The 19,141-nt window shown below is 72.6% G+C and carries 13 protein-coding genes; 3 read left to right on the forward strand and 10 right to left on the reverse strand.

Annotated features, from left to right (window positions below):
* Positions 1 to 35: 35 nt before the first annotated feature.
* From BGO46_RS11140 to BGO46_RS11150, 3 genes are all read left to right on the forward strand, one after another.
* Positions 36 to 1,058, forward strand: coding sequence for a malate dehydrogenase (locus BGO46_RS11140; protein WP_292673983.1), 1,023 nt, complete (start codon positions 36 to 38; stop codon positions 1,056 to 1,058).
* Positions 1,059 to 1,088: 30 nt separating this feature from the next.
* The gene (locus BGO46_RS11145; RefSeq protein ID WP_292673980.1) at positions 1,089 to 2,846 is read left to right on the forward strand and encodes a sodium:proton antiporter; all 1,758 of its coding nucleotides are present in this window, start codon (positions 1,089 to 1,091) and stop codon (positions 2,844 to 2,846) included.
* Positions 2,847 to 2,907: 61 nt separating this feature from the next.
* A complete protein-coding gene (locus tag BGO46_RS11150; protein WP_292673977.1) occupies positions 2,908 to 3,333 on the forward strand; it encodes a dehydrogenase in 426 nt (141 codons plus the stop codon).
* 214 nt (positions 3,334 to 3,547) lie between these two features.
* Here the strand turns inward: BGO46_RS11150 and BGO46_RS11155 are convergent, their stop codons facing one another.
* From BGO46_RS11155 to BGO46_RS11200, 10 genes are all read right to left on the reverse strand, one after another.
* Positions 3,548 to 3,844 (reverse strand): WXG100 family type VII secretion target, encoded by a 297-nt coding sequence (locus BGO46_RS11155; protein ID WP_292673974.1) that lies wholly within the window; start codon positions 3,842 to 3,844, stop codon positions 3,548 to 3,550.
* A 157-nt stretch (positions 3,845 to 4,001) separates the two neighbouring features.
* Positions 4,002 to 8,477, reverse strand: coding sequence for an FtsK/SpoIIIE domain-containing protein (locus BGO46_RS11160; protein ID WP_292673971.1), 4,476 nt, complete (start codon positions 8,475 to 8,477; stop codon positions 4,002 to 4,004).
* Positions 8,474 to 9,256: a hypothetical protein gene (locus tag BGO46_RS11165; RefSeq protein ID WP_292673969.1), complete on the reverse strand. Its 783-nt coding sequence runs from the start codon at positions 9,254 to 9,256 to the stop codon at positions 8,474 to 8,476. Before BGO46_RS11165 ends, BGO46_RS11160 begins: the two co-directional genes overlap by 4 nt.
* Positions 9,253 to 10,941 (reverse strand): serine/threonine-protein kinase, encoded by a 1,689-nt coding sequence (locus tag BGO46_RS11170; RefSeq protein WP_292673966.1) that lies wholly within the window; start codon positions 10,939 to 10,941, stop codon positions 9,253 to 9,255. The genes BGO46_RS11165 and BGO46_RS11170 overlap by 4 nt, the downstream gene beginning before the upstream one ends.
* Positions 10,938 to 12,332, reverse strand: a complete 1,395-nt coding sequence (locus BGO46_RS11175; protein WP_292673963.1) for an FHA domain-containing protein — start codon at positions 12,330 to 12,332, stop codon at positions 10,938 to 10,940. The genes BGO46_RS11170 and BGO46_RS11175 overlap by 4 nt, the downstream gene beginning before the upstream one ends.
* A complete protein-coding gene (locus tag BGO46_RS11180) occupies positions 12,329 to 13,156 on the reverse strand; it encodes a protein phosphatase 2C domain-containing protein (protein ID WP_292673960.1) in 828 nt (275 codons plus the stop codon). Before BGO46_RS11180 ends, BGO46_RS11175 begins: the two co-directional genes overlap by 4 nt.
* The gene (locus BGO46_RS11185) at positions 13,153 to 14,418 is read right to left on the reverse strand and encodes an RDD family protein (RefSeq protein ID WP_292673957.1); all 1,266 of its coding nucleotides are present in this window, start codon (positions 14,416 to 14,418) and stop codon (positions 13,153 to 13,155) included. The genes BGO46_RS11180 and BGO46_RS11185 overlap by 4 nt, the downstream gene beginning before the upstream one ends.
* On the reverse strand, positions 14,415 to 16,763 hold the full coding sequence (locus BGO46_RS11190) for a transglutaminase-like domain-containing protein (protein ID WP_292673954.1): 2,349 nt from the start codon (positions 16,761 to 16,763) through the stop codon (positions 14,415 to 14,417). The genes BGO46_RS11185 and BGO46_RS11190 overlap by 4 nt, the downstream gene beginning before the upstream one ends.
* Positions 16,760 to 18,133, reverse strand: a complete 1,374-nt coding sequence (locus BGO46_RS11195) for a DUF58 domain-containing protein (protein ID WP_292673950.1) — start codon at positions 18,131 to 18,133, stop codon at positions 16,760 to 16,762. The genes BGO46_RS11190 and BGO46_RS11195 overlap by 4 nt, the downstream gene beginning before the upstream one ends.
* The gene (locus BGO46_RS11200; protein ID WP_292673948.1) at positions 18,133 to 19,104 is read right to left on the reverse strand and encodes a MoxR family ATPase; all 972 of its coding nucleotides are present in this window, start codon (positions 19,102 to 19,104) and stop codon (positions 18,133 to 18,135) included. The genes BGO46_RS11195 and BGO46_RS11200 overlap by 1 nt, the downstream gene beginning before the upstream one ends.
* Positions 19,105 to 19,141: the final 37 nt, after the last annotated feature.

The following is a 19,141-nucleotide window of genomic DNA, read 5'->3' on the forward strand; positions in this document are numbered from 1 at the left end:
GGAACCACACCACCTGCGTCATTTAGGCTCAGGACATGGATGCCGCGCGACGCCAGGAACCCACGACCGTCACCGTCACGGGAGCGGGCGGCCAGATCGGCTACGCGCTGCTGTTCCGCATCGCCGCCGGCGCGATGCTCGGCCCCGACCGGCCCGTGCGCCTGCGCCTGCTGGAGATCCCGCAGGGCGTCAAGGCCGCCGAGGGCGCCGCGCTCGAGCTGCAGGACTGCGCGTTCGACCTGCTCGCAGGCGTCGAGGTCACCGACGATGCCCGCACGGCGTTCAACGGTGCGAACATCGCGATGCTCGTCGGCGCGCGGCCCCGCAGCGCCGGCATGGAGCGCGCCGATCTGCTCGCGGCCAACGCCGGGATCTTCGGCCCGCAGGGCGCCGCGATCGGCGCCGTCGCCGCCGACGATGTGCGCGTGCTCGTGGTCGGCAACCCCGCGAACACGAACGCGCTGATCGCCGCGGCATCGGCCCCCGATGTCCCCGCCGATCGGTTCGCCGCCCTCACCCGCCTCGACCACGACCGCGCGACGGCGCAGCTCGCACAGGCGACGGATGCCGCAGCGAGCGGCATCCGCGGGGTCACGATCTGGGGCAACCACTCGGCATCGCAGTTCCCCGATGTCGACCACGCGACCGTCGCGGGCCGCGCCGCGCGCGACGTGCTCGCCGAGCGGCTCGGCGGCGCTGACGCCGCTGCGAAATGGCTCGACGAGGTCTACGTTCCGCGCGTCGCGGGCCGTGGGGCCGAGATCATCTCGGTGCGGGGATCGTCGTCGGCGGCGTCGGCCGCGAACGCCGCGATCGCACACATCCGCGACAGCGTGCTCGGCACGGGCGACGGGTGGACGTCGGCGGCCGTGCTCTCACGTGGCGAGTACGGCGTGCAGGAGGGGTTGTACTCGTCGTTCCCCGTCACGAGCGACGGCTCGGGGTACCGCATCGTCGAAGGCCTCGACCTCGACGAACGCGCCCGCCGCCGCATCGACGCGTCGGTGGCCGAACTCGTCGCCGAACGCGACGCCGTCCGCGCCCTCGGCGCGCTCTGAGCACCACCCGACCGAAAGGACTCGCCGCCGTTGGATCTGCTGCTCGTCATCCTCATCGCCGTCATCGCGGTCGCCGTCGTCACGGCGCTCGCTGAGCGGCTCGGCGTCGCAGGCCCGCTGCTGCTCGTCGCGCTGGGCCTCGCGGTCGGGCTGCTGCCGTTCATCGACGTGCCCGAGATCGATCCCGAGCTCATCCTCATCGGCATCCTGCCACCCCTGTTGTACGCGTCCGCGGTGCGCCTGCCGGCGATCGAGTTCCGGCGCGACTTCACCCCGATCACGGGGCTCGCGGTCATCCTCGTGGTGATCACCTCGCTGATCCTCGGCTGGTTCTTCTCGCTCGTGCTGCCCGGCGTCGGCTTCGCGCTGGGCGTCGCGCTCGGCGCGATCCTGAGTCCGACCGATGCCGTCGCAACGGGCATCGCGAAGCGGCTCGGCATCGCCCCACGCGTCACGACGATGCTCGAGGGCGAGAGCCTGCTCAATGACGCGACGGCGCTCGTGCTGCTGCGCACGGCGCTGGTGGCCGTCGCCGCGGGCACGTTCTCTTTCGCCGGCGCGGTCGGCGCGTTCGCGTGGGCGGTGTTCATCGCCGTCGTGATCGGCGGGGCGGTCGGCTTCGTGTCGCTGCGGCTGCGCGCGTGGGTGCGCAGCTCGGCGGCGAGCACTGCGATCGCCTTCACGGTGCCGTTCCTCGCGTATCTGCCCACCGAGCACCTCGAGGGCTCGGGCCTGGTCGCCGCCGTGGTCGCGGGGCTTGTCGCAGGTCAAGGCGCGCAGCGCTGGTTCACGCCGGAACAACGCTTGAGCGACCAGGTCAACTGGCACACGATCGAACTCGTGCTCGAGGGCGGCATCTTCCTGATCATGGGCCTCGAGCTCGATCAGATCGTCAGCGACGTCATCGAGCGCCACGAGGGCATCGCGCTGCCGACTGTCGTCGCGCTCATCGCACTGCTGATCGTGCTCGTCGTGCGAGCCGCGTACGTCGCGTTCCTGCTGTGGGCCAGCCGCAACCGCGCGAACGGACTCGACCGCAGCCGCTTCGAGCAGATGGATGCCCGCCTCGACGAGATCTCTGAGAACGGATGGCCCGAGCGCACCGTGCTGCGCGGCAAGCCCCGCCGCCTCACGAAGCGGATCAAGGTATCGCCCGAGCGCCGGGAGCGGCGTGTCGACAGCATGCGCGACCGGGTCGCACGCGCCCTCGCCGACTTCGACTATTACCACTCGTCACCGCTCGGCTGGAAGCACGGCACGATCATCGTGTGGGCCGGCATGCGAGGCGTCGTGACGCTCGCGGCGTCGCAGACGATCCCCCGCACGGTCGATGACCGCCCCATCTTCATCTACATCGCCTTCCTCGTCGCGCTCGTCAGCCTCATGCTGCAGGGGTTCACGCTGCCCTGGCTGGTCAAACGCCTGAAGCTCGATGAGATACCCGACAGCAACGACATCCCCGAGCAGGAGCGATTGGATGCCGAGCTGCGCGGCGCCGCGGCATCCGCCCTCGCCGACCCCGATCTGCATCGCCGCGACGGCACACCGTTCGACCCGGCCATGCTCGAGCGCGTGGCGCAGCGGTACACGCAGCCCGCGAGTGAGGAGACGAGCGTCGTCGCCCGCGACATGCTCGAGCTGCGCCTCGCGACGATCGACGCGATGCGCACCCGCCTGCTCGAGGTCACGTCGGGCGGAACGTTCAGCACGCACGCGCTGCGACACGCCCTCGCCGAGCTCGACGCCGACCAGCTGAGCATCGAGTTGCGGCTGCGTGAAGACGACTGACGCCCGTTCTGTGAGAATGGGTCCGCCGGGCTCAGCCGGGCTCAGCCGGCGAAGGAGCGAGATGACCGACCAGACGGATGCCACGGGGCGCGCGCCCGCCGACTACGCCGAGTCGGTCGCGCTGCCGGCGACGACCGAGGCCGTCCCGATCATCGTCTCGGGCACCGACTGGTGGGCGGCACGCCCGGCCGGGTCACGCCTCGTGGGACTCGTCGTCGCGCGCGACGACCTGCCGAGCGTCATCGCCCAGCGCGACGCGCTGGCCGAGTTCGGCGTGCCCATCGAGGGGTTCCGGCACCCCGCCCCCGAGACCGGCGAAAGCTGGGCCGAGCGCCTGACCCGCCTGTTCGGCAGGCTCGTCGAGGGCGATGTCGTCGTGGTCGCCGACAAGCACGCCCTCGGCCGCACGGTCGACGAAGAGGCGCACGCGATCGCCGAGCTGCGCCGCCGCGGCATCATCGTGAAGGTGCTCGGCCACTCGCGCTGAGCCTCGTGCGCTGTCGCGCTCGTCGCGCCGACGCGCCGACGCGCCGACGCAACTGCAAGGCCGCATGACCGACACGCCGCCGATCTGGCGGCGCAGCCGGCGTGTCGCGCACGATCCCTTGCAGTTGGGTTCGTGGTGCACGCACGCGAAAGGCCCACCGCACCCGCTCGACGCTGTCGTCGTGGCGGAGCGCGATGGGCCTCGCGGCGGCTGCTTACTGACCGAGCTGGCTGGCGAGCTGCTCGTCGGTGGACTGCAGCGCCTGAGCGGCCTTCTCGAGGAACGCGGCCATGCCCTCGATGCCCTGCACGGTCTTGGTCGCACCCGTGGTGAACTCGGTGTACGACGAGTCGAACGCACCCGACGCGCGCGACGTCGTGAAGCCGTCCTGCACGAGCTGCGCGACCAGCTGGCGCAGGCGCTGCAGGTTCGCCTCGAGCTCGCTCTGGCCATCGCGCAGACGCGCGGCAGCACTGTTCATCTGGTCGTAGGTGACATTCAGATTGGCCATGAGGGGCCCCCTTCATTATCAGCCCGGCGGTGCCGGGAGGTCAGGTGTCCGACCCGGCGATCATGCCGGGAGGTCTTTCTGGAAACGACGATATGCGGTTGCGCCAGATCCGCCCATGGGGAGCACTCCCCATGTCCCGCTCACGAGGCCGCCCCGATCACGCGGACGCCTCCGTCGCGAGCGGGAAGTGGATGCGCACCGATTTGCCACGATTGGCGAGGATGCCTCGGCCCACGGGCAGCTCGCCGCGCACGAGGCGCGGGAACGGCGTCTTGAGCACGACTTCGCCGTCGATGGTCTCGGGCTGCAGCACGACACCGCGGCGCGCGGCCTTGATCTCGCCCAGTAGACCGAAGTTGCTCGTCCACTCGCTCAGTTCGCCGACGACGACGAAGAAGACCTCGCCGCGGCCGGCGCGCTTGACGAGCGTCGACAGGTTCATCTCGACGATCGAGGTCGCGAACTCGCCGATGCCCTCGAGCACGACCAGCGGCACCGCTCCCCCGTCGGCGACGGCGTCGGCGGCGTCGCTCGCGGCCGACAGCACGGCCATCGCTGCCGAGCCACTGTCGGCGGTGGCCGCCCACGGCAGGGCATCCTGCAGCGGCGACCGCTTGTCGCCGATGTAGAACGCCGGGGTGTCGGGTCGGGCGCGCAGCGTCTGCAGCGCGATCGCCGTCGCGGCGTTCGAGCGGCCCGCTCCCGGCGTGCCCGCGACGATGAACGTACCGGACGGCTCGATGCCGAACGGCCCGAGGTCGAGGTCGGACAGGCCGATCGCGACACCCGTCGCGGTCGTCGCGGGCAGAGCTCCGATGGCGTACTCGGTCGGCAGCGCGCGGATGCCGGGCGCTGCTCGCGTGCCGCGGCGCGCCATCGCCTCGGCCATCCGGTCGATCGCGATCTGCTGGTCCTTCGTGCTGGAGGTGCCGCCGATGACCGCGATCTGCGCCTCGTGGTCGTCGACGATCGCCCGGCCCGGCGCCGAGGCCGGCGACAGGATGTCGCGCGGCATGCCGAGCAGGGCGTAGCCGTCTTCGTCGGCCATGCGCAGCACGATGCGGCGCTGGATCATCGCCTGCAGCGAGGTCGGCACGCTCTGTCCGCGATCGGCGGTCAGCGCGACATGGATGCCCAGTCCTCGACCGTCGGTGAGGATCTGCTGGAACGCGCGGTACGCGTCGGCCCGCCCGGGAACGCCCTCGAAGGCGTTGCGGAACGCGGGGAAGCCGTCGACGAGCAGCAGGATGCGGGGTTCGTCGGGCATGCCGGCGAGCGCGCGGTACTCCGTGAGGGTCGAGGCGCCGGATGCCGCGTAGGCGTCGCCGCGGCGGTCGAGCTCGGCGCGCAGCGTGCCGAACAGCCGCTCGATGCGCTCGGCGTCGTCGCCCGAGATGACGGCGCCCACGTGCGGCAGCGACTCGAGCATGCGTAGGCCGCCGGTGGCGGCATCCAGTCCGTAGGCGTGCACGGGGCCGCCGCGCGGCGTGATGCCCGCCGAGACGGCGAGGGTGCGGAGGGCCACGGACTTGCCCGATCCGCCCGTGCCGAAGATCGCCAGGTGCCCCTCGGTGTCGGGTTCGAAGAAGAACGGCACCTGGTCCTGCCGCTCGGGCACGTCGACGACGCCGAGCACGAGGCGGGCGTCGGTGCGCTGGTGCAGCTTCGTCTGGTCGAACGTCGTCGCGAGCTCGTCGAGCCACGGACGGCGCGGCGGTACGATGCGCGCGAGCTGCGCGGCATCGCCGAATCGTGCGACGAGCAGCTGCTGGTCGTTGGGCCCGAGGTCTTCGGTCTCGACCTTCGCCTCTTCGGGCGCGGGCTTCTCCCACGCGGGGGCGTCGCCGAGGCGGAACGGCCGGATCTCGACGGTGGCCTCGGGTTCGGCGCGCAGGCTCCACCCGCCCGCGTAGGCCGACTGGAACAGGCTCATGCGGCCCGGGCCGGTCTTCGCGATGCCGCGGCCCGGGATTCCCGGGTCGAACAGCGCCGCCTCCTTCGACCCGATGACGTCGTCGGAGTCGGTCTCGTCGGCCATGCGCAGAGCGACGCGCAGGTTCGTGTTGGCGCGCAGGTTGTCCTTGATGACACCCGCGGGGCGCTGCGTCGCCATGATGAGGTGGATGCCGAGCGACCGGCCGCGCTGGGCGATGTCGACGACGCCGTCGACGAACTCGGGCACCTCTTTGGCGAGCGCGGCGAACTCGTCGATGACGAGGACGAGCGCCGGCGGGGCATCCGGGTCGGCGGCCTTCTCGAGCTCGAGCAGGTCTTTCGCCTTCTTGCGGTTGAACAGGTGCTCGCGGTGGTGCAGCTCGGCGCGCAGGCTCGTGAGCGCCCGGCGCACGAGGTGTGGGCTCAGGTCGGTGACGAGGCCCACGCAGTGCGGCAGGTTGACGCAGTCGGCGAAGGCCGACCCGCCCTTGTAGTCGACGAACAGGAACGTGACGCGCTCGGGGCTGTATTCGGCGGCCATGCCCAGCACCCACGCCTGCAGGAACTCGCTCTTGCCCGAGCCGGTCGTGCCTCCCACGAGAGCGTGCGGGCCCTGCTGGCGCAGGTCGAGGTGCAGGGCGCCCTGGGCGCCCTGGCCGACGAGGGCGCGCAGCTTGGGCTGGTAGCCGGTGCCCGAGCGGGTCGCGCGGATCGACGCGTTCTGGGTCCAGCGGTCGATGACAGCGTCGGCGCTCGTGGCCATCTCGGACCCGAGCAGCTGCACGAGCGAGATCGTGCGCGGCACGTCGCCGGCGTCTTCGGCGACGTCGCCCAGGTCGGTGATGCGGGCGAGGGCCCGCGCCACGACGCCGAAGCGGGCGGCGTCGAGAGCCTCGACGCGCAGCGGCGAGATGACCGTGCCGAGGCGGACGAAGTGCGCACCGTCTGCACTCCCCGCACTGTCCGCGCCCGCGGCGGGCACCTCGACCCACGTGCGGCACGAGGCGGGCAGGTCTGTGGTGCGCGCCGTGAGCCAGATCGGCAGGATGCCGCTGCCGGCGGCCCGCTCGCTCAGCTGGATCAGCCGGCCGCGGTCGACGGCGGCGTCGGGCGCGATGACGACGACGATCGCGGGGAGGGGAACCTCTTCGTCGCGCCCGCGCGACTCGCCCACCTCGGCGCCGGCAGCCGTCGCGGCATCCGTTGCCTTGAGGGCGCGCAGGCGGCGCAGCTGCTTCGTGCGGGTGTCGACGAGCTCTTCGAGCTGCGCGAGCAGGCGCGATCCGGTCGCCGCGTTGTCGGCGATCGGGGCCGTGCCGAGCAGGTCTTCGGTCGCCCACGTGTGCGGCAGCCACTTCAGGTCGGCCAGCGCCGGGCGCGAGGCGGGTCCGAGCAGGGCGGCGATGTGCACGTCGGAGGGGGCGTGCAGCCCGGCAGTCTGTGCAATCAGGGCGCGCACGGTGTCGCCGACGCGGGCGGGGTCGCCGGCGATGCCGAGCGCGCCGGCCTCGGGCAGCGACTCGAGGATCGGGACGTCATCGACGACGGCGAACGGGGCGACGGCCTCGTCGAGACGCTCGACGTACGACGGGATCGCCGCGTCGCGCTTGGACGACTCGGCGACCGTGTTGCGGCTGGGTGACGTGCCGTCGCCGAGGCGCACGTGCAGGAACGACCAGTGCTCGGGGCGGCGTGTCCACACCAGCGGCCCCGCCGCCAGCGCGTCGGCGCAGATCGGATCCAGCTCGGGCACTTCGCCGCGACGCACCGTCCGCTCGGTCTCGCGCTCGGCCTCAAGCCGGCTCTGCAACCGCGTGAGCTGCTGCTCGAACCGCTCCTTGTCGCGATCGAGCTGAGCCTTCGCCTGCAGCCGCGTCGTGAGCCACGTGCCGAGCATGAGCAAGGGGGATGCCGCGACGAAGACGAGCGCCATGGCGTTGTGCATGATGAAGAACAGCGCGAGGCCCATGAACACCGGCGCGATCATCGCGAGCCACGGGAACATCTGGGCGGCGGGCTGCGCCGGCAGGTCGGTGCCGGGCAGCTCTTCGCCGCTGTAGCGCTCTTCGACGCGCGGCGAGCGCACGAACGGCACCTGCCGCCAGGTGGTGGGCGCCTCGGCGGCGCCCGTGTGGGCGCTGATCTGCAGGCGCGTGTCGCCGAGGACGGCGTCGATCTGTCCGTCGGCGGCGGTCAGATAGGTGACGGGGGCGCCGTCGACGAGGATGCCGTTGGCGGAGTTCAGGTCGATGAGCTCGGCCCGACCGAGTCCCACTTCGAGGCGCGCGTGGCGCTTGGAGACGAGCGGGTCATCGAGCACGATGTCGCACGACGCGTCGCGACCGATCACGACGACGGCGCGCTCGAGCGGAACCGTGCGCCCCGCGCCCGGCCCCGAGACGATGGCCACCTCGCCGATCGCCCGCCGCGGCTCGTAGTCGGCGGGAACGATGCGCACAGCGGAGCCGGCCGCCAGCTGCACGTGCGAGATGCTCGCTGCGGCATCCAGCACCTCACCCGGACCCTGCGCGATCGTGCCGAATGCCTCGAGCGAGAGCTCTTGCGCGGCGACCCGGCCGCGCGGATCGACCTCGGCGAGCGTGCGCGCGACATCGCCGACGGTGGCATCCGCGTCGGCCGTGATGACGATGTCCTCAGCCTCGCCGCCGTGTCGGACGAGCGTCGTGCGCAGCTTCATGCGTCTCCCTTCGCCGCGTCGGCGCGGTCGGATTCGAGCTGGTTGTCGAGCATCGGCAGGTCGTCGCGCGTCACGATGCGCGACGCGACGGCGTGCTCGACAAGCCGCACGCGACGGTTCGTCGCCGAGGTCGTGACGCCGCCGCGCAGCCCGGGCACGCCTTGCCGGTCGAGCTTGTCGCAGACGTTGTCGAGCTTGCGGTTGAAACGCGTGATGCTCCAGCCCAGCCGCTGCGCGGCCGCCGCCGACGACGGCAGCTCGCTCATGCCGGTGCCGTCGCGGCGCAGCACGGGCTCGGCGAGCGCGACGATGAGGATCTTCTGACTGGGGGTCAGCGGCACGGCGCCGATCGTGGATTCGCCGTCGACGCTCTCTTCGTGCCGCGTCTCACGGAAGGCGGGTTGCGCGGTGTGCACCGTGAGCTCGTACGTCGTGGGGCCCGCGCTGAAGACGACCGTCGTCATGCCGAACACGATCGGCAGCCGCGCGCCCGGAGCGAGCTGGGCCTGCACGCGACCCTCGGTGTCGGTGACGGTCGCCGACAGGCGCGTGCCGATGTTGACGAGCCACCACAGCCCCCCGGACTGCTCAATCGACAGGAAGTGCCGGTGCAGGAAGCGGTTGTCGTCGATCGCGAGGTCGCCCTCACGGCCGATCGTGAACCGGCTGCCTGCGGGCACGGTCAGGTATTCGCCGGCGAACTCGACGGAGAGGTCGCTGGGTACCGGCTCGCCCGCGCCAGGCGCCGCCGGCGGAACGGTGTCGTCGACGTCGGTCACGGCGTGCACTTCCTCGTCTCGGCTCCGTACGTGCCGCCGGCCCGGATGATCCGCACCGCGATGCAGGTCGTGCCGCCCGGATCGACCGGCAGCGTAACGGTCGGCTCGGTCACCCGCGCGGCCTGGCCGTCGCCGGCGAGCGTGTACGGCAGCCACAGGTACCCGTCGCCGTCTTGCGGATCGGGGTTGGTCCACGTGAAGACGGCGTTGCCGCCTTCGACCGTGCCGGTCAGGTCGGCGACGGCAGGAACGGCCCCGGCCGCCGGGTCTTGCGGGACGACGGCGGATGCCGAAGGCGAGGTCTGCGGGTCATCCGTACCGCCATCACCACCGCCGAGCAGGCTCGCAGCGATCGCGACCCCGCCGATGATGACGACGGCCGCGGCGACCGAGCCCAGGCCGATCCACAGTCCGCGGCGCGAACGCGGCCGGCCGGGCTGCGTCGTGGTGTCGTGCGCCGGCGGCGCAGTGTCGTGCGGCGCGGCGACCTCGCGCGCGGGCGCGCGATCGATCATGCGCGGCGCGCGGCGGACCGTCGACGAGGGGTCGTCGGCGACCGGGACGCCCCGCTGCGGTGTCGGCGCGATCGCGACCGGCCCACGCAGGAGCGTGCGGTCATCGGAGTCGGCGGACTGGGGGTCGGTGAAGCCCTGGGGGTCAGTGAAGGTCGGCGCGCCGCTGAAGGTCGGGGCATCCGTCTGGTCGCGACGACGCGTGGGACCGGCGGCAGGGTTCGTCTGCGGCTCGATGCTGACGATGCCGCGCACGCGGGTCAGCTCGCCGTCGGCATCGTCCTCGTCTGCGTCAGGCGGGCTGTCGTCGAGGATGTCGATCGGCGTGACCGAGTGCGACAGCTCGATCTGCACGCGCTGCAGCGCGCGGGCGAACGCGACGGCCGACTCGAAGCGGTCGCCGGGGCGCTTGGCCATGGCCCGCTCGAGGGCGAGCTGCAGCGATGCCGGGGCATCCGCCCGCGCAAGGGGCGGCACGGGCTGCGTCTCGATGCGCTGGATCAGGTCGGCGCCGCCGTTGCGGCCGCCGGGTTGCTCGAACGGCGAGCGCCCCGCGAGCAGGGTGTAGACCGTCGCGCCGAGCGCATAGACATCGGTCGCGACGCCCGAAGCCGACTCGTCGGTGAACGACTCGGGCGGCGACCACGGAATCGACATGCCGCCGGTGGATTCTTCGGCCTCCGCCGTCGTCGCGATGCCGAAGTCGGTCAGCGCCGGCCGGTTGTACTCGGTGACGAGGATGTTCGCCGGCTTGATGTCGCGGTGCAGGATGCCCGCGCGGTGCGCCGTCTCGACCGCTGCGGCAACCTGCACGCCGACGCGCAGTGCCTCGGCGACCGAGAACGCGGCGGCCCGCGAGCGCACCTGCAGGTTCGGGCGCGGGCAGTACTCCATGACGAGGTACGGCCTGCCGTCGTCAGAGACGCCCGCCTGGTAGATCGTGACGATCGCGGGGTGCGTCGACAGCAGCGCCATGACGTTGGCTTCGGCCGCGAACTCCTCTGCCGAGCCCCCGGCCATGCGGTCGGGCAGCATGACCTTGACCGCGACGCGGCGGCGCGGCAGGTGCTGCTCGAACAGGTATACGTCGGCGAACCCGCCCGAGCCGAGCACGTCGACGTAGGTGAACCCCGCGAGGGCGGGCGGCGGCGCGGGCGGCCGCTTGGCGCTCACGCGAGATCCTCGAAGGTGACCGTGACGCCGTCGCCCAGGTCGAGCACGTCACCCGTGACGACCATTGTCGGCTCGCTCGGGTGCAGCCGCACGGGGTCCTGACCGCCGCGCAGCAGCACGGTGCCGTTGGTGGTGTCGAGGTCGGTCACGAGCACGTGCTCGCCCTCGGCGCGAATCTCGACGTGGCTGCGCGAGATGTCCTGCTCGGGGCTGTCGACCGCGACCAGCGTCGGCAGGTCTGACCCCGACGTGCGCGTCGACTTGGGTCGGCGCCCGATGATGACGGGGCGTTCGATCTCGACGATGCGGCCGGTAGACAGCACGATGCGTCCGCGCGTGGGCCGGCGCGCCGGCACGTTGTCGGTCGACTCGTAGCGCTCGCGCTCGGCGTTGCGCAGCGCGCGGACCTGGGCGACCGACACCGTCTCGCCGTCGTGGTCACCCAGCGCGGGCTGCGTGGCGGGTGGCTGTGCGGCGGCGTCTGTGGCGTCTGTGGCGGGCTGTGCGGCCGGGGCGGCGGCCGGCGCAGTGGCCGGTGCGGCGGAGACGTGCGCGGGCGTGAGCGGCACGGACTCGATCGGCGGCGCGGACGGCGCAGGCGGGGCATCCGCCCCTTCTTCGGCAACCGCAACAGCCGCCGCCGAGATCGGCCGGGCGACGGTCTCGCCCCACAGCAGGTCGTACTCGTCGGCGGGCTGCTCGACTTCGGGAGCCGCCGTCGCGAGCGGCATCAGGGTGTCGAGCCCCGTGGCATCCGCCTCACCTGTCGCGGCGTCGGTGGCCGCGACCGGGGCATCCACCGCGTCTTCCGCCTCTTCCGCGGCAGCACCCGCCTCATCCGCCCAGGGATCCGCCGTTGCGGCCGTCACATCTGCGGAGATCTGCGCAGCCGCGGAGGGGGCCGCCGCGGCGCCAGCGCCGCTGGCATCAGCGCCGCCTGCGCCAGCCACGTCCACAACCACGAGGTCGGTCACCGCGACGCCCGATCGCAGCGGAACGAGGGGGCCGGATGCCTCGGCGAGCGCGCCGATCGAGACTCGCGTGGCACCCGGGATGAAGCGCTCGGTCCAGGTCGCGACGCCTTCGCCGGAGATCTCTTCCGCCGCCTCGCCCTCGACGAGCATCGCGAGGGTGCCTCGGACGGCGACGCGCACGCCGCCGGGTTCGGCCACCGCGAGCGCGAACGGCGGGATCGCCGTCAGCGACGTGCCGAACGCTCCGGTGAGCGACTCGAGCACAGCGCCGAGGCCGCCGTCGCCGATCCCCCGCCAGACGGCGGCGATCGCCGTCTCGGTGACGACGGGGGCGAGCACCGCCACGGCGGCACCTTCGGACGCGACCCACCAGCCGCCGGCGGCGGGACGGTACCGCACGTGCGTGTCGCGGATCACAGGTCTCCCCTCGCTCCGCCGCGCGGGCGGGTGTCACTGTCGGGTTCTGCGCGGCGCGCGCCGGCGGGCGCCGTGTCATACAGGTCGTCGTGACCGCTGACGGCGACCGCGTCGACGACGATCGCGGTGACGTTGTCGCGGCCGCCGTGCAGCAGCGCCTCGTGGATGAGGCGCGTCGCGGCATCCTGCGGATCGGACTCGTCGTCGAGGATCTCGCGCAGGCGCTCAGCGCTGACTTCGCCCGAGAGCCCGTCGGAGCACACGAGGATGCGGTCGCCGGGCTCGGCGGGGACCATCCAGTAGTCCGCCTGACCGTCGCTGCCGGCACCGATGGCGCGCGTGATCTCGTTGCGGCGACTGTCTGAACCCGCTTCGGCGCCCGTGATGACGCCGGCGTCGACGAGTTCCTGCACGACGGAGTGGTCGACGCTGATCTGCTCGAGCATGCCGTTCGCGAACCGGTAGGTGCGCGAGTCGCCGACGTTGACCGTCAGCCAGTAGCCGACGCCGCCGACCTCGGCGACGACGACGCCGGTCAGGGTCGTGCCGGCGGCGCGTCCGTCGCTCGCGATGGCCTCGACGCGGCTGCGCGCGCGACGCAGCGACGCCCGCACGTCGTCGATGCCGAGCGCCGGCGGGCCGACGAGGCGCGCGAACTCCGCGACGACGGCGGCGCTAGCGCGGTCGCCCGCGTCGTGACCGCCCATCCCGTCGGCGACGAGGAAGAGTGGCGCCTCGGCGAGGTAGGCGTCTTCGTTGATGCGGCGGCGCAGCCCGGTGTGGCTCGCGGCGCCGCAGCGCACGAGGATGGGTGTCTCGGTCACGGCGCCACCTCGACGACGACGTGCCGGTCACCGAACTCGAGGACGTCGCCCATCCGCACGCGCGCGGGCTCGCCGGCGACCGCCTGCTGCCGCTGCGTGCCGCGGCGGATCACGACCCCGTTCGTGGAGTGCCGGTCGGTCACCCACAGCACCCCGTCGATGACGGCGAGCTCGAAGTGCGTCTTCGACAGCGACAGCGTCTCGTCGCGCACGGGCGAGACCATCGCGCCGGTCTCGGGAGCGGGGTTGCGACCGAACACGGTGCGGCCGTAGAGCGCCTGGCTGGTGCCGTCGTCCCACGTCAGCCGCGCGACGGGGCGCTCACCGGTCGAGATCCGGGTCTGGTCGAGCGGGTCGTCGAGCACAGGCTGTGCGGCGCCGCGGGCATCCGCTGGTGGCGGCGCAGCCGCTGCCGACGACGACGGAGCGTCGACGACGGGGATGCCCGGTGCCGCGGCCGGCGGCGGGGCGTCGAAGGTCTCGGGGTCGGAGACTCCCGGGACGAACGAGATGAGACCGGATGCCTGCGGCGCAGGCCGCGCGGGCGGGACCGGCACGACGTCCGCGAGTTCGGGCGCGTCGGCGCCGGGCAGGATCGGCGCGGCCGGCAGGCCCGAAACGGATGCCGCACCCGTCGGCGCAGGCGGCGGAGGCGGCAACGGCGCACCCGACGGCGTGGCACTCGGTGCCGCCGCGCCCGGCAGCGCGACGCCGGGCTGCACCGCCTGAGGTGCTCCCGGCGCCGCGGTCACCGCCGCAGGCACCACCGGCGCGGCCACCACCGGCCCGTGCCCCGCGACGTCGGTCATGACGGCACCGGATGCCTTGTCGTGCCAGCCGCGATGCCACGGCGAGCCGTCGAACAGGGGCGAGAACACCCCGACGACGATGCTGCTGCCGAGTCCCCACACGAGGTTCCGGCCGAGCGCCCGGCCGAATCCGAGCGGGCCGTCGTCGGCGACGTGCGCCAGGCGCAGGCCGAGCGCGCGCATGCCGAGCGAGCCGTTGCCACCCTGCATGAGCGTGTAGACGAGCAGCCACGCGCCCAGTACGACGTACCCGCCGAGCGCGGCGACGGGCAGCGGGAACCCGCCGCCGGTCGCGAAGGAGATGCCGGCGAAGATGCCGACCGCGATCAGCAGCACGAGCAACGCGATCGCGCTGTCGATCAGATAGGCGCCGACGCGTCGGCCGACCGCGGCGGGCCGCCACGCGGGCGCCCGGTAGTCGGTGGGCCGCTGCGCGGCATCCGTGCCCGTCATGCGTCGCTCCCCGTGGCCCCCGTGGCATCGGCGGACGCGGCCGCATCGACCGCACGCGCGGCGCGGCGGCTCGCGGCGGCACGACGCAGCGAGCGCAGGCTCAGCCGCGCACGCATCCGCTGCCACAGCGTCGTGGACCCTCTCATCCCCCCGACGATATCGTCCACTTCGCGCCAGAACGCCTCGACGTCTTCTGCCGACGGGTCGTCCGGGCCGTACACCTCGACATCGGCGCGCGTCGCGAGCGTCGCGATGCGCGGCTGGTCGAAGGCCGCGCCGACGACCGCGGCGCTCTCGGCGCGGGTCGCCCCGGCGACGACGGGAGCGCGCAGATCGACGGCCGAGTCGACGAGCTCGTCCCAGCCGCCCGAGATGCGGTCGGCGGTGCGCGCGGCCCCGCGGCGACGCGCGCGCCGCGCACCCTTGACGATGCCCATGACGATGAACGGAGCCGCCAGCAGTGCGATGACGCCCACGCCGATGCCACCGTACAGCAGCACGGGGCCGAGCCAGTCGACGCCGCTCTGCTGCTCTTCGTCTTGCTGGCGGTCTTCCGCGATCGCGGCGGGCAGGTCTGCCGGCTCTTGCGCGGGAGGCGGCGGCTGCAGCACCTGCGGCTTCGGGTTGGCCTGTGGCTTGGTGGTCTGGTCGTTGGGCTGGTTGTCTTCGTCGGGCGTGGGGTCGAACGGCACCCAGCCGTAGCCAGCGAAGGCGATCTCGACCCACGCGTGCAGGTTGTCGCCCGTCGCCGTGAACACGGTGTCGGTGTTGTCGTCCTTGCCGGGGTACCAGCCCATCACGACGCGGGCAGGCATGCCGAGCTGCGTGGCCATCAGCGCCATCGCGACGGCGTACTGCTCGTCGTCGCCGATCATCTGATCGCCCCCGAACAGCGCGGTGATGCGGTTCGCGCCGTGACCCGACAGCGACGTCACGTCGTCAGCGAGCCCGTGGCTGAAGAACCCGTCGCTGTGCAGCCAGCTCTCCAGGGCGCGCGCACGTTCGATGGGCGTCTCGGCGTCGGCCGTGGCCTTGGATGCCAGATCGGCGATCTTCTCGGGGATGCCGGACTGCTTGGGCATCGTGATCGTCGCGAACGGCACCTCGGCGAGCGCCGCATCGCTGGGCAGTGTCGGGATGACGGTCTGCAGCGTGTAGGCGTCGCCGGTGGCCAGGCCCGACGGCACGACGGCGGTGCCGGTCGCGTCGTTGAAGTGGGCGGAGCGCGCGAGGTCGGTCGCACGGTCGCCCTCGAAGGTGAAGTCTCGCGGCGCACCGACGTCGGGCACCCACACCCCGGTGAGGTCGGTGATGTCGAAGCGCAGGGTCGCGGCGGTGCCCGTGGCATCCGGCGACATGTTCGACCGGATGGGCGTGAATGCGCTCGAGGAGCCCGCGCCGTCATCGGCCACGTCGTACACGATGCCGTTGTAGGCGTCCATCGTCGCGAGGCGCACGCGCGCGTCTTCGGGCAGGCCCGACACCGTGAACAACGTCGCGTCCGCGTCGTCACGGACGTAGCCGCGGAACGACTGCAGCGGGCTCGGATACTGCGTGATGTCGAACGGCGGGATGACGAAGTCGCGCAGGATGAAGCGCGGGGTCGCGGGGGCGGCGAACGCCGCCGTCGCCACGCCCGTGCCGGCCGCGATGGCGAGCACGGCGCCCGCGGCGACGAGCCGCCGGCGGCGCGAGCTGCGCACGGAAGTGGCATCCGACACCCCCGCCGACTCGACGCGCACGGCGGCGCGGTCGCCGTCCCACGCGTGGCGCAGTGCCAGCCAGATGACGGCGACGACGGCGAACGCGACGCCTTCGATCAGCGGGGCGGTGGGCTGGGCGACGCCGAGGAGGATGCTCGTGACGAGCACGGCGAGCGCAGGCAGCAGCGCCCACGCGGCGGGGCGCGCGCGCAGCGCGAGCGAACCGGTGAGCACGCCGCCTGCGAGCGTCAGGATGAACGGCACGACGAGGTGACCGTCGCCCGCCGCGACCGGCGGCACGGTCGTCAGCAGCTGCTTCCACGACGTGATCGCGCCGAGGGCGAGCTCGCGCAGCGTCTCGAGCGTCGGCACGACGCCGAACAGCGCCGTGTGGGGCAGAGCGAGCGCGCCGCCGAAGACGAAGTACGCGCCGATCGTGGCACCGGCAAGGCTCAGGATGCCCCACCGCCAGCGCATGCCGACCCACGCCAGCGCGAGCCCGAGCGCGAGCCCCCCGAAGCCCGCGACGAGATACTGCGGGCCGTCGAAGGTCGTCGCGAACCCGATGATCGCGACGGTCAGCAGCAGTGCTGCGGCGATCAGGTCGAGCACGATGATGCGAACCGGGCGTGCGGCGGTCATGACAGCACCTTCCGCACGGCCGTGGGCAGCTGGTCGAGCGTGCCGACGGTGATGACGTCGGCCTCGGCGATGCGCTTGAGCTCGGGCGAATCGACGCGCGAGTCCGCGACGACGGCGAGCGCGCGCACGCCGTAGGGCAGGCGCGAGCATGCGAGGCGCAGGTCGGAGGCATCCGTCTTCGACCCCGTCACGAGCACGACGACGGCAGCTTGCGGCGCGTGCGCGGCGATCGCACCGGCGAGCGCGACGATGCCACCCTGGCGGGGGCGCGAGTGGCCGAGCAGCGACAGCTCGTCGAGCAGGCGGCGCGGCGTGGGCGAGCGCAGCGGGCCGTCCTGCGTGCGCGCCTCGAGCACGCGCGAGTCGCGCAGCGCGCGCATCCCGACCGAACCGGCGGTCGAGATCGCGAGCTCGAACTCTTCGGGGTCGCGGTACTCGTCGGGGTGCGTCGACAGCCCCACGACGAAGTGCGAGCGCCGCGTCTCTTCGTACTGGCGCACCATGACCTCGCCCGCGCGGGCGGTCGACTTCCAGTGCACGTGGCGCAGGTCGTCACCCGGCTGGTACTCGCGCAGCGCGTGGAACGACACGTCGTCGCGCGCCAGGTGCTGCACCGGCAGTCCCTCGAGGTCGCGCAGATGACCGAGCGAGAGCCCATCGAGCGCCGTCGTGCGCGGGTGGACGAACAGGTCGACGGCCTGACGGCGATCGTGCGTGCGCTCGAACAGACCGATCGGGTCGCCGCGGCGCACGCTCACGGGGCCGACCTCGAGCACACCGCGCGCGGTCGTCGGGATCGCGAAGACCTCTTCGTGCTCGGCGCCGGGGTGCAGGCGCGGCACCTGGAACACGCCGCGACCATGACCGACCGGTAGCACGACTTCGGCGGGCAGGATCGTGCGGGCCGTGCGGTTGGCGAGGGTCAGGCCACCGACCGCGCGCTCACCGACCACAACACGCGTGCGTGTGAGGTCGAGGTGGATCTCGTAGGTCGTGCGCCCGAACAGGAAGGCGATGCTGACCAGCAGCACGACCGTCACGACGACGGCGGCAATCAGCATCTCCTGCCAGCCGAACGCGAGGGCGAGCCACCACAGCACGACGGCGCCGGCGATCAGCACCCAGCCCAGCGGGCGGATGACCTCGGCGATCGTGCGCAGCACGCGCGCTGTCACGTGCCGCGCCGTTTCGAACCGCTCGCGCCACACCTCGGCTCGCGTCGCCGCGCGCGGCGCGGCGAGGGTCATGTCGTCCGCGGCCTCAGAGGCGTCGCCCGGCTGCGGCAACAGGGCGTCGGATGCCGCGTCGGACGCACCATCGCCCCGACGCGCGCGGCGCGACGGGGTGACGGTCTCCGACGTGACGGCCATCAGCTCGCGGCCCGCGCGAGCGGCGCCTCGACGGTCGCGAGGGCACGCTGCACGACGGCCTCCGCCGTCGTGCCGGCGAACTCGGCCTCGGGATCGAGCACGAGCCGGTGCGCCCACACCGGCACGGCGAGGGTCTTGATGTCGTCGGGGATCACGAAGTGGCGCCCCTGCGAGGCAGCGTAGACCTTCGCGACGCGGATCATCGAGATCGCTCCGCGCACCGAGACGCCGAGGCGCGTGGCATCCGACGCGCGCGTCGCCTCGACGATCTGTGCGGTGTAGCGCGCGACCGCGGGGTCGATGTGCACGGATGCCGCGAGGTCAGCCATGTCGGCGACGGCCTTGGTCGTGATGACAGCCGACAGCCCCGCCGAGGGGTTGCGGTCGACGGCGCCGACGAGGATGCGCTCGGTGACGGCGAGGGTCGGGTAGCCGATCGAGATCTTCAGCATGAAGCGATCGAGCTGGGCCTCGGGCAGCTTGTACGTGCCCGACTGCTCGATGGGGTTCTGCGTCGCGATGACGAGGAACGGGCGACCGACCTCGTGCGGGGTGCCGTCGACCGTGACGCGCGACTCCTCCATGACCTCGAGCAGCGCGGACTGCGTCTTGGGCGAGGCGCGGTTGATCTCGTCGGCGAGCACGATCGAGGCGAACACGGGGCCGCGGTGGAACTCGAAGCGGTGGTTCTGCTGGTCGTAGATCGTGACGCCGGTCACGTCGGAGGGCAGCAGGTCGGGCGTGAACTGGATGCGCGTGCTCGTGCCCTGCACGCTCGCCGCGAGCGCCTTCGCGAGGCTCGTCTTGCCTGTGCCGGGGGCATCCTCGAGCAGCACGTGCCCCTCGGCGAGCATCGCCGACAGCACGAGCCCCACGACCTCGCGCTTGCCCAGCAGGGCCTGATCGACGTTGTCGACCAATCGCGTGAAGGTGTCGCGGAACCACGCCGCCTGTTCGGGGGTCATGCTCATCGGTTCGTTCCTTGTCTCTCGTGGATGTCTCGTGTGC

Origin of the sequence: Microbacterium sp. 70-16 (assembly GCF_001898315.1) — a bacterium.
In the GTDB taxonomy this organism is placed as follows: Bacteria; Actinomycetota; Actinomycetes; order Actinomycetales; family Microbacteriaceae; genus Microbacterium.

What these genes read in the sequence shown, in the direction of transcription:
- BGO46_RS11140 (WP_292673983.1), top strand. Translation starts at nt 36, where the DNA reads ATGGATGCCGCGCGACGCCAGGAACCCACGACCGTCACCGTCACGGGA.
- BGO46_RS11150 (WP_292673977.1), top strand. Translation starts at nt 2,908, where the DNA reads ATGACCGACCAGACGGATGCCACGGGGCGCGCGCCCGCCGACTACGCC.
- BGO46_RS11155 (WP_292673974.1), bottom strand. Translation starts at nt 3,844, where the DNA reads ATGGCCAATCTGAATGTCACCTACGACCAGATGAACAGTGCTGCCGCG.
- BGO46_RS11160 (WP_292673971.1), bottom strand. Translation starts at nt 8,477, where the DNA reads ATGAAGCTGCGCACGACGCTCGTCCGACACGGCGGCGAGGCTGAGGAC.
- BGO46_RS11185 (WP_292673957.1), bottom strand. Translation starts at nt 14,418, where the DNA reads ATGACGGGCACGGATGCCGCGCAGCGGCCCACCGACTACCGGGCGCCC.
- BGO46_RS11190 (WP_292673954.1), bottom strand. Translation starts at nt 16,763, where the DNA reads ATGACCGCCGCACGCCCGGTTCGCATCATCGTGCTCGACCTGATCGCC.
- BGO46_RS11195 (WP_292673950.1), bottom strand. Translation starts at nt 18,133, where the DNA reads ATGGCCGTCACGTCGGAGACCGTCACCCCGTCGCGCCGCGCGCGTCGG.
- BGO46_RS11200 (WP_292673948.1), bottom strand. Translation starts at nt 19,104, where the DNA reads ATGAGCATGACCCCCGAACAGGCGGCGTGGTTCCGCGACACCTTCACG.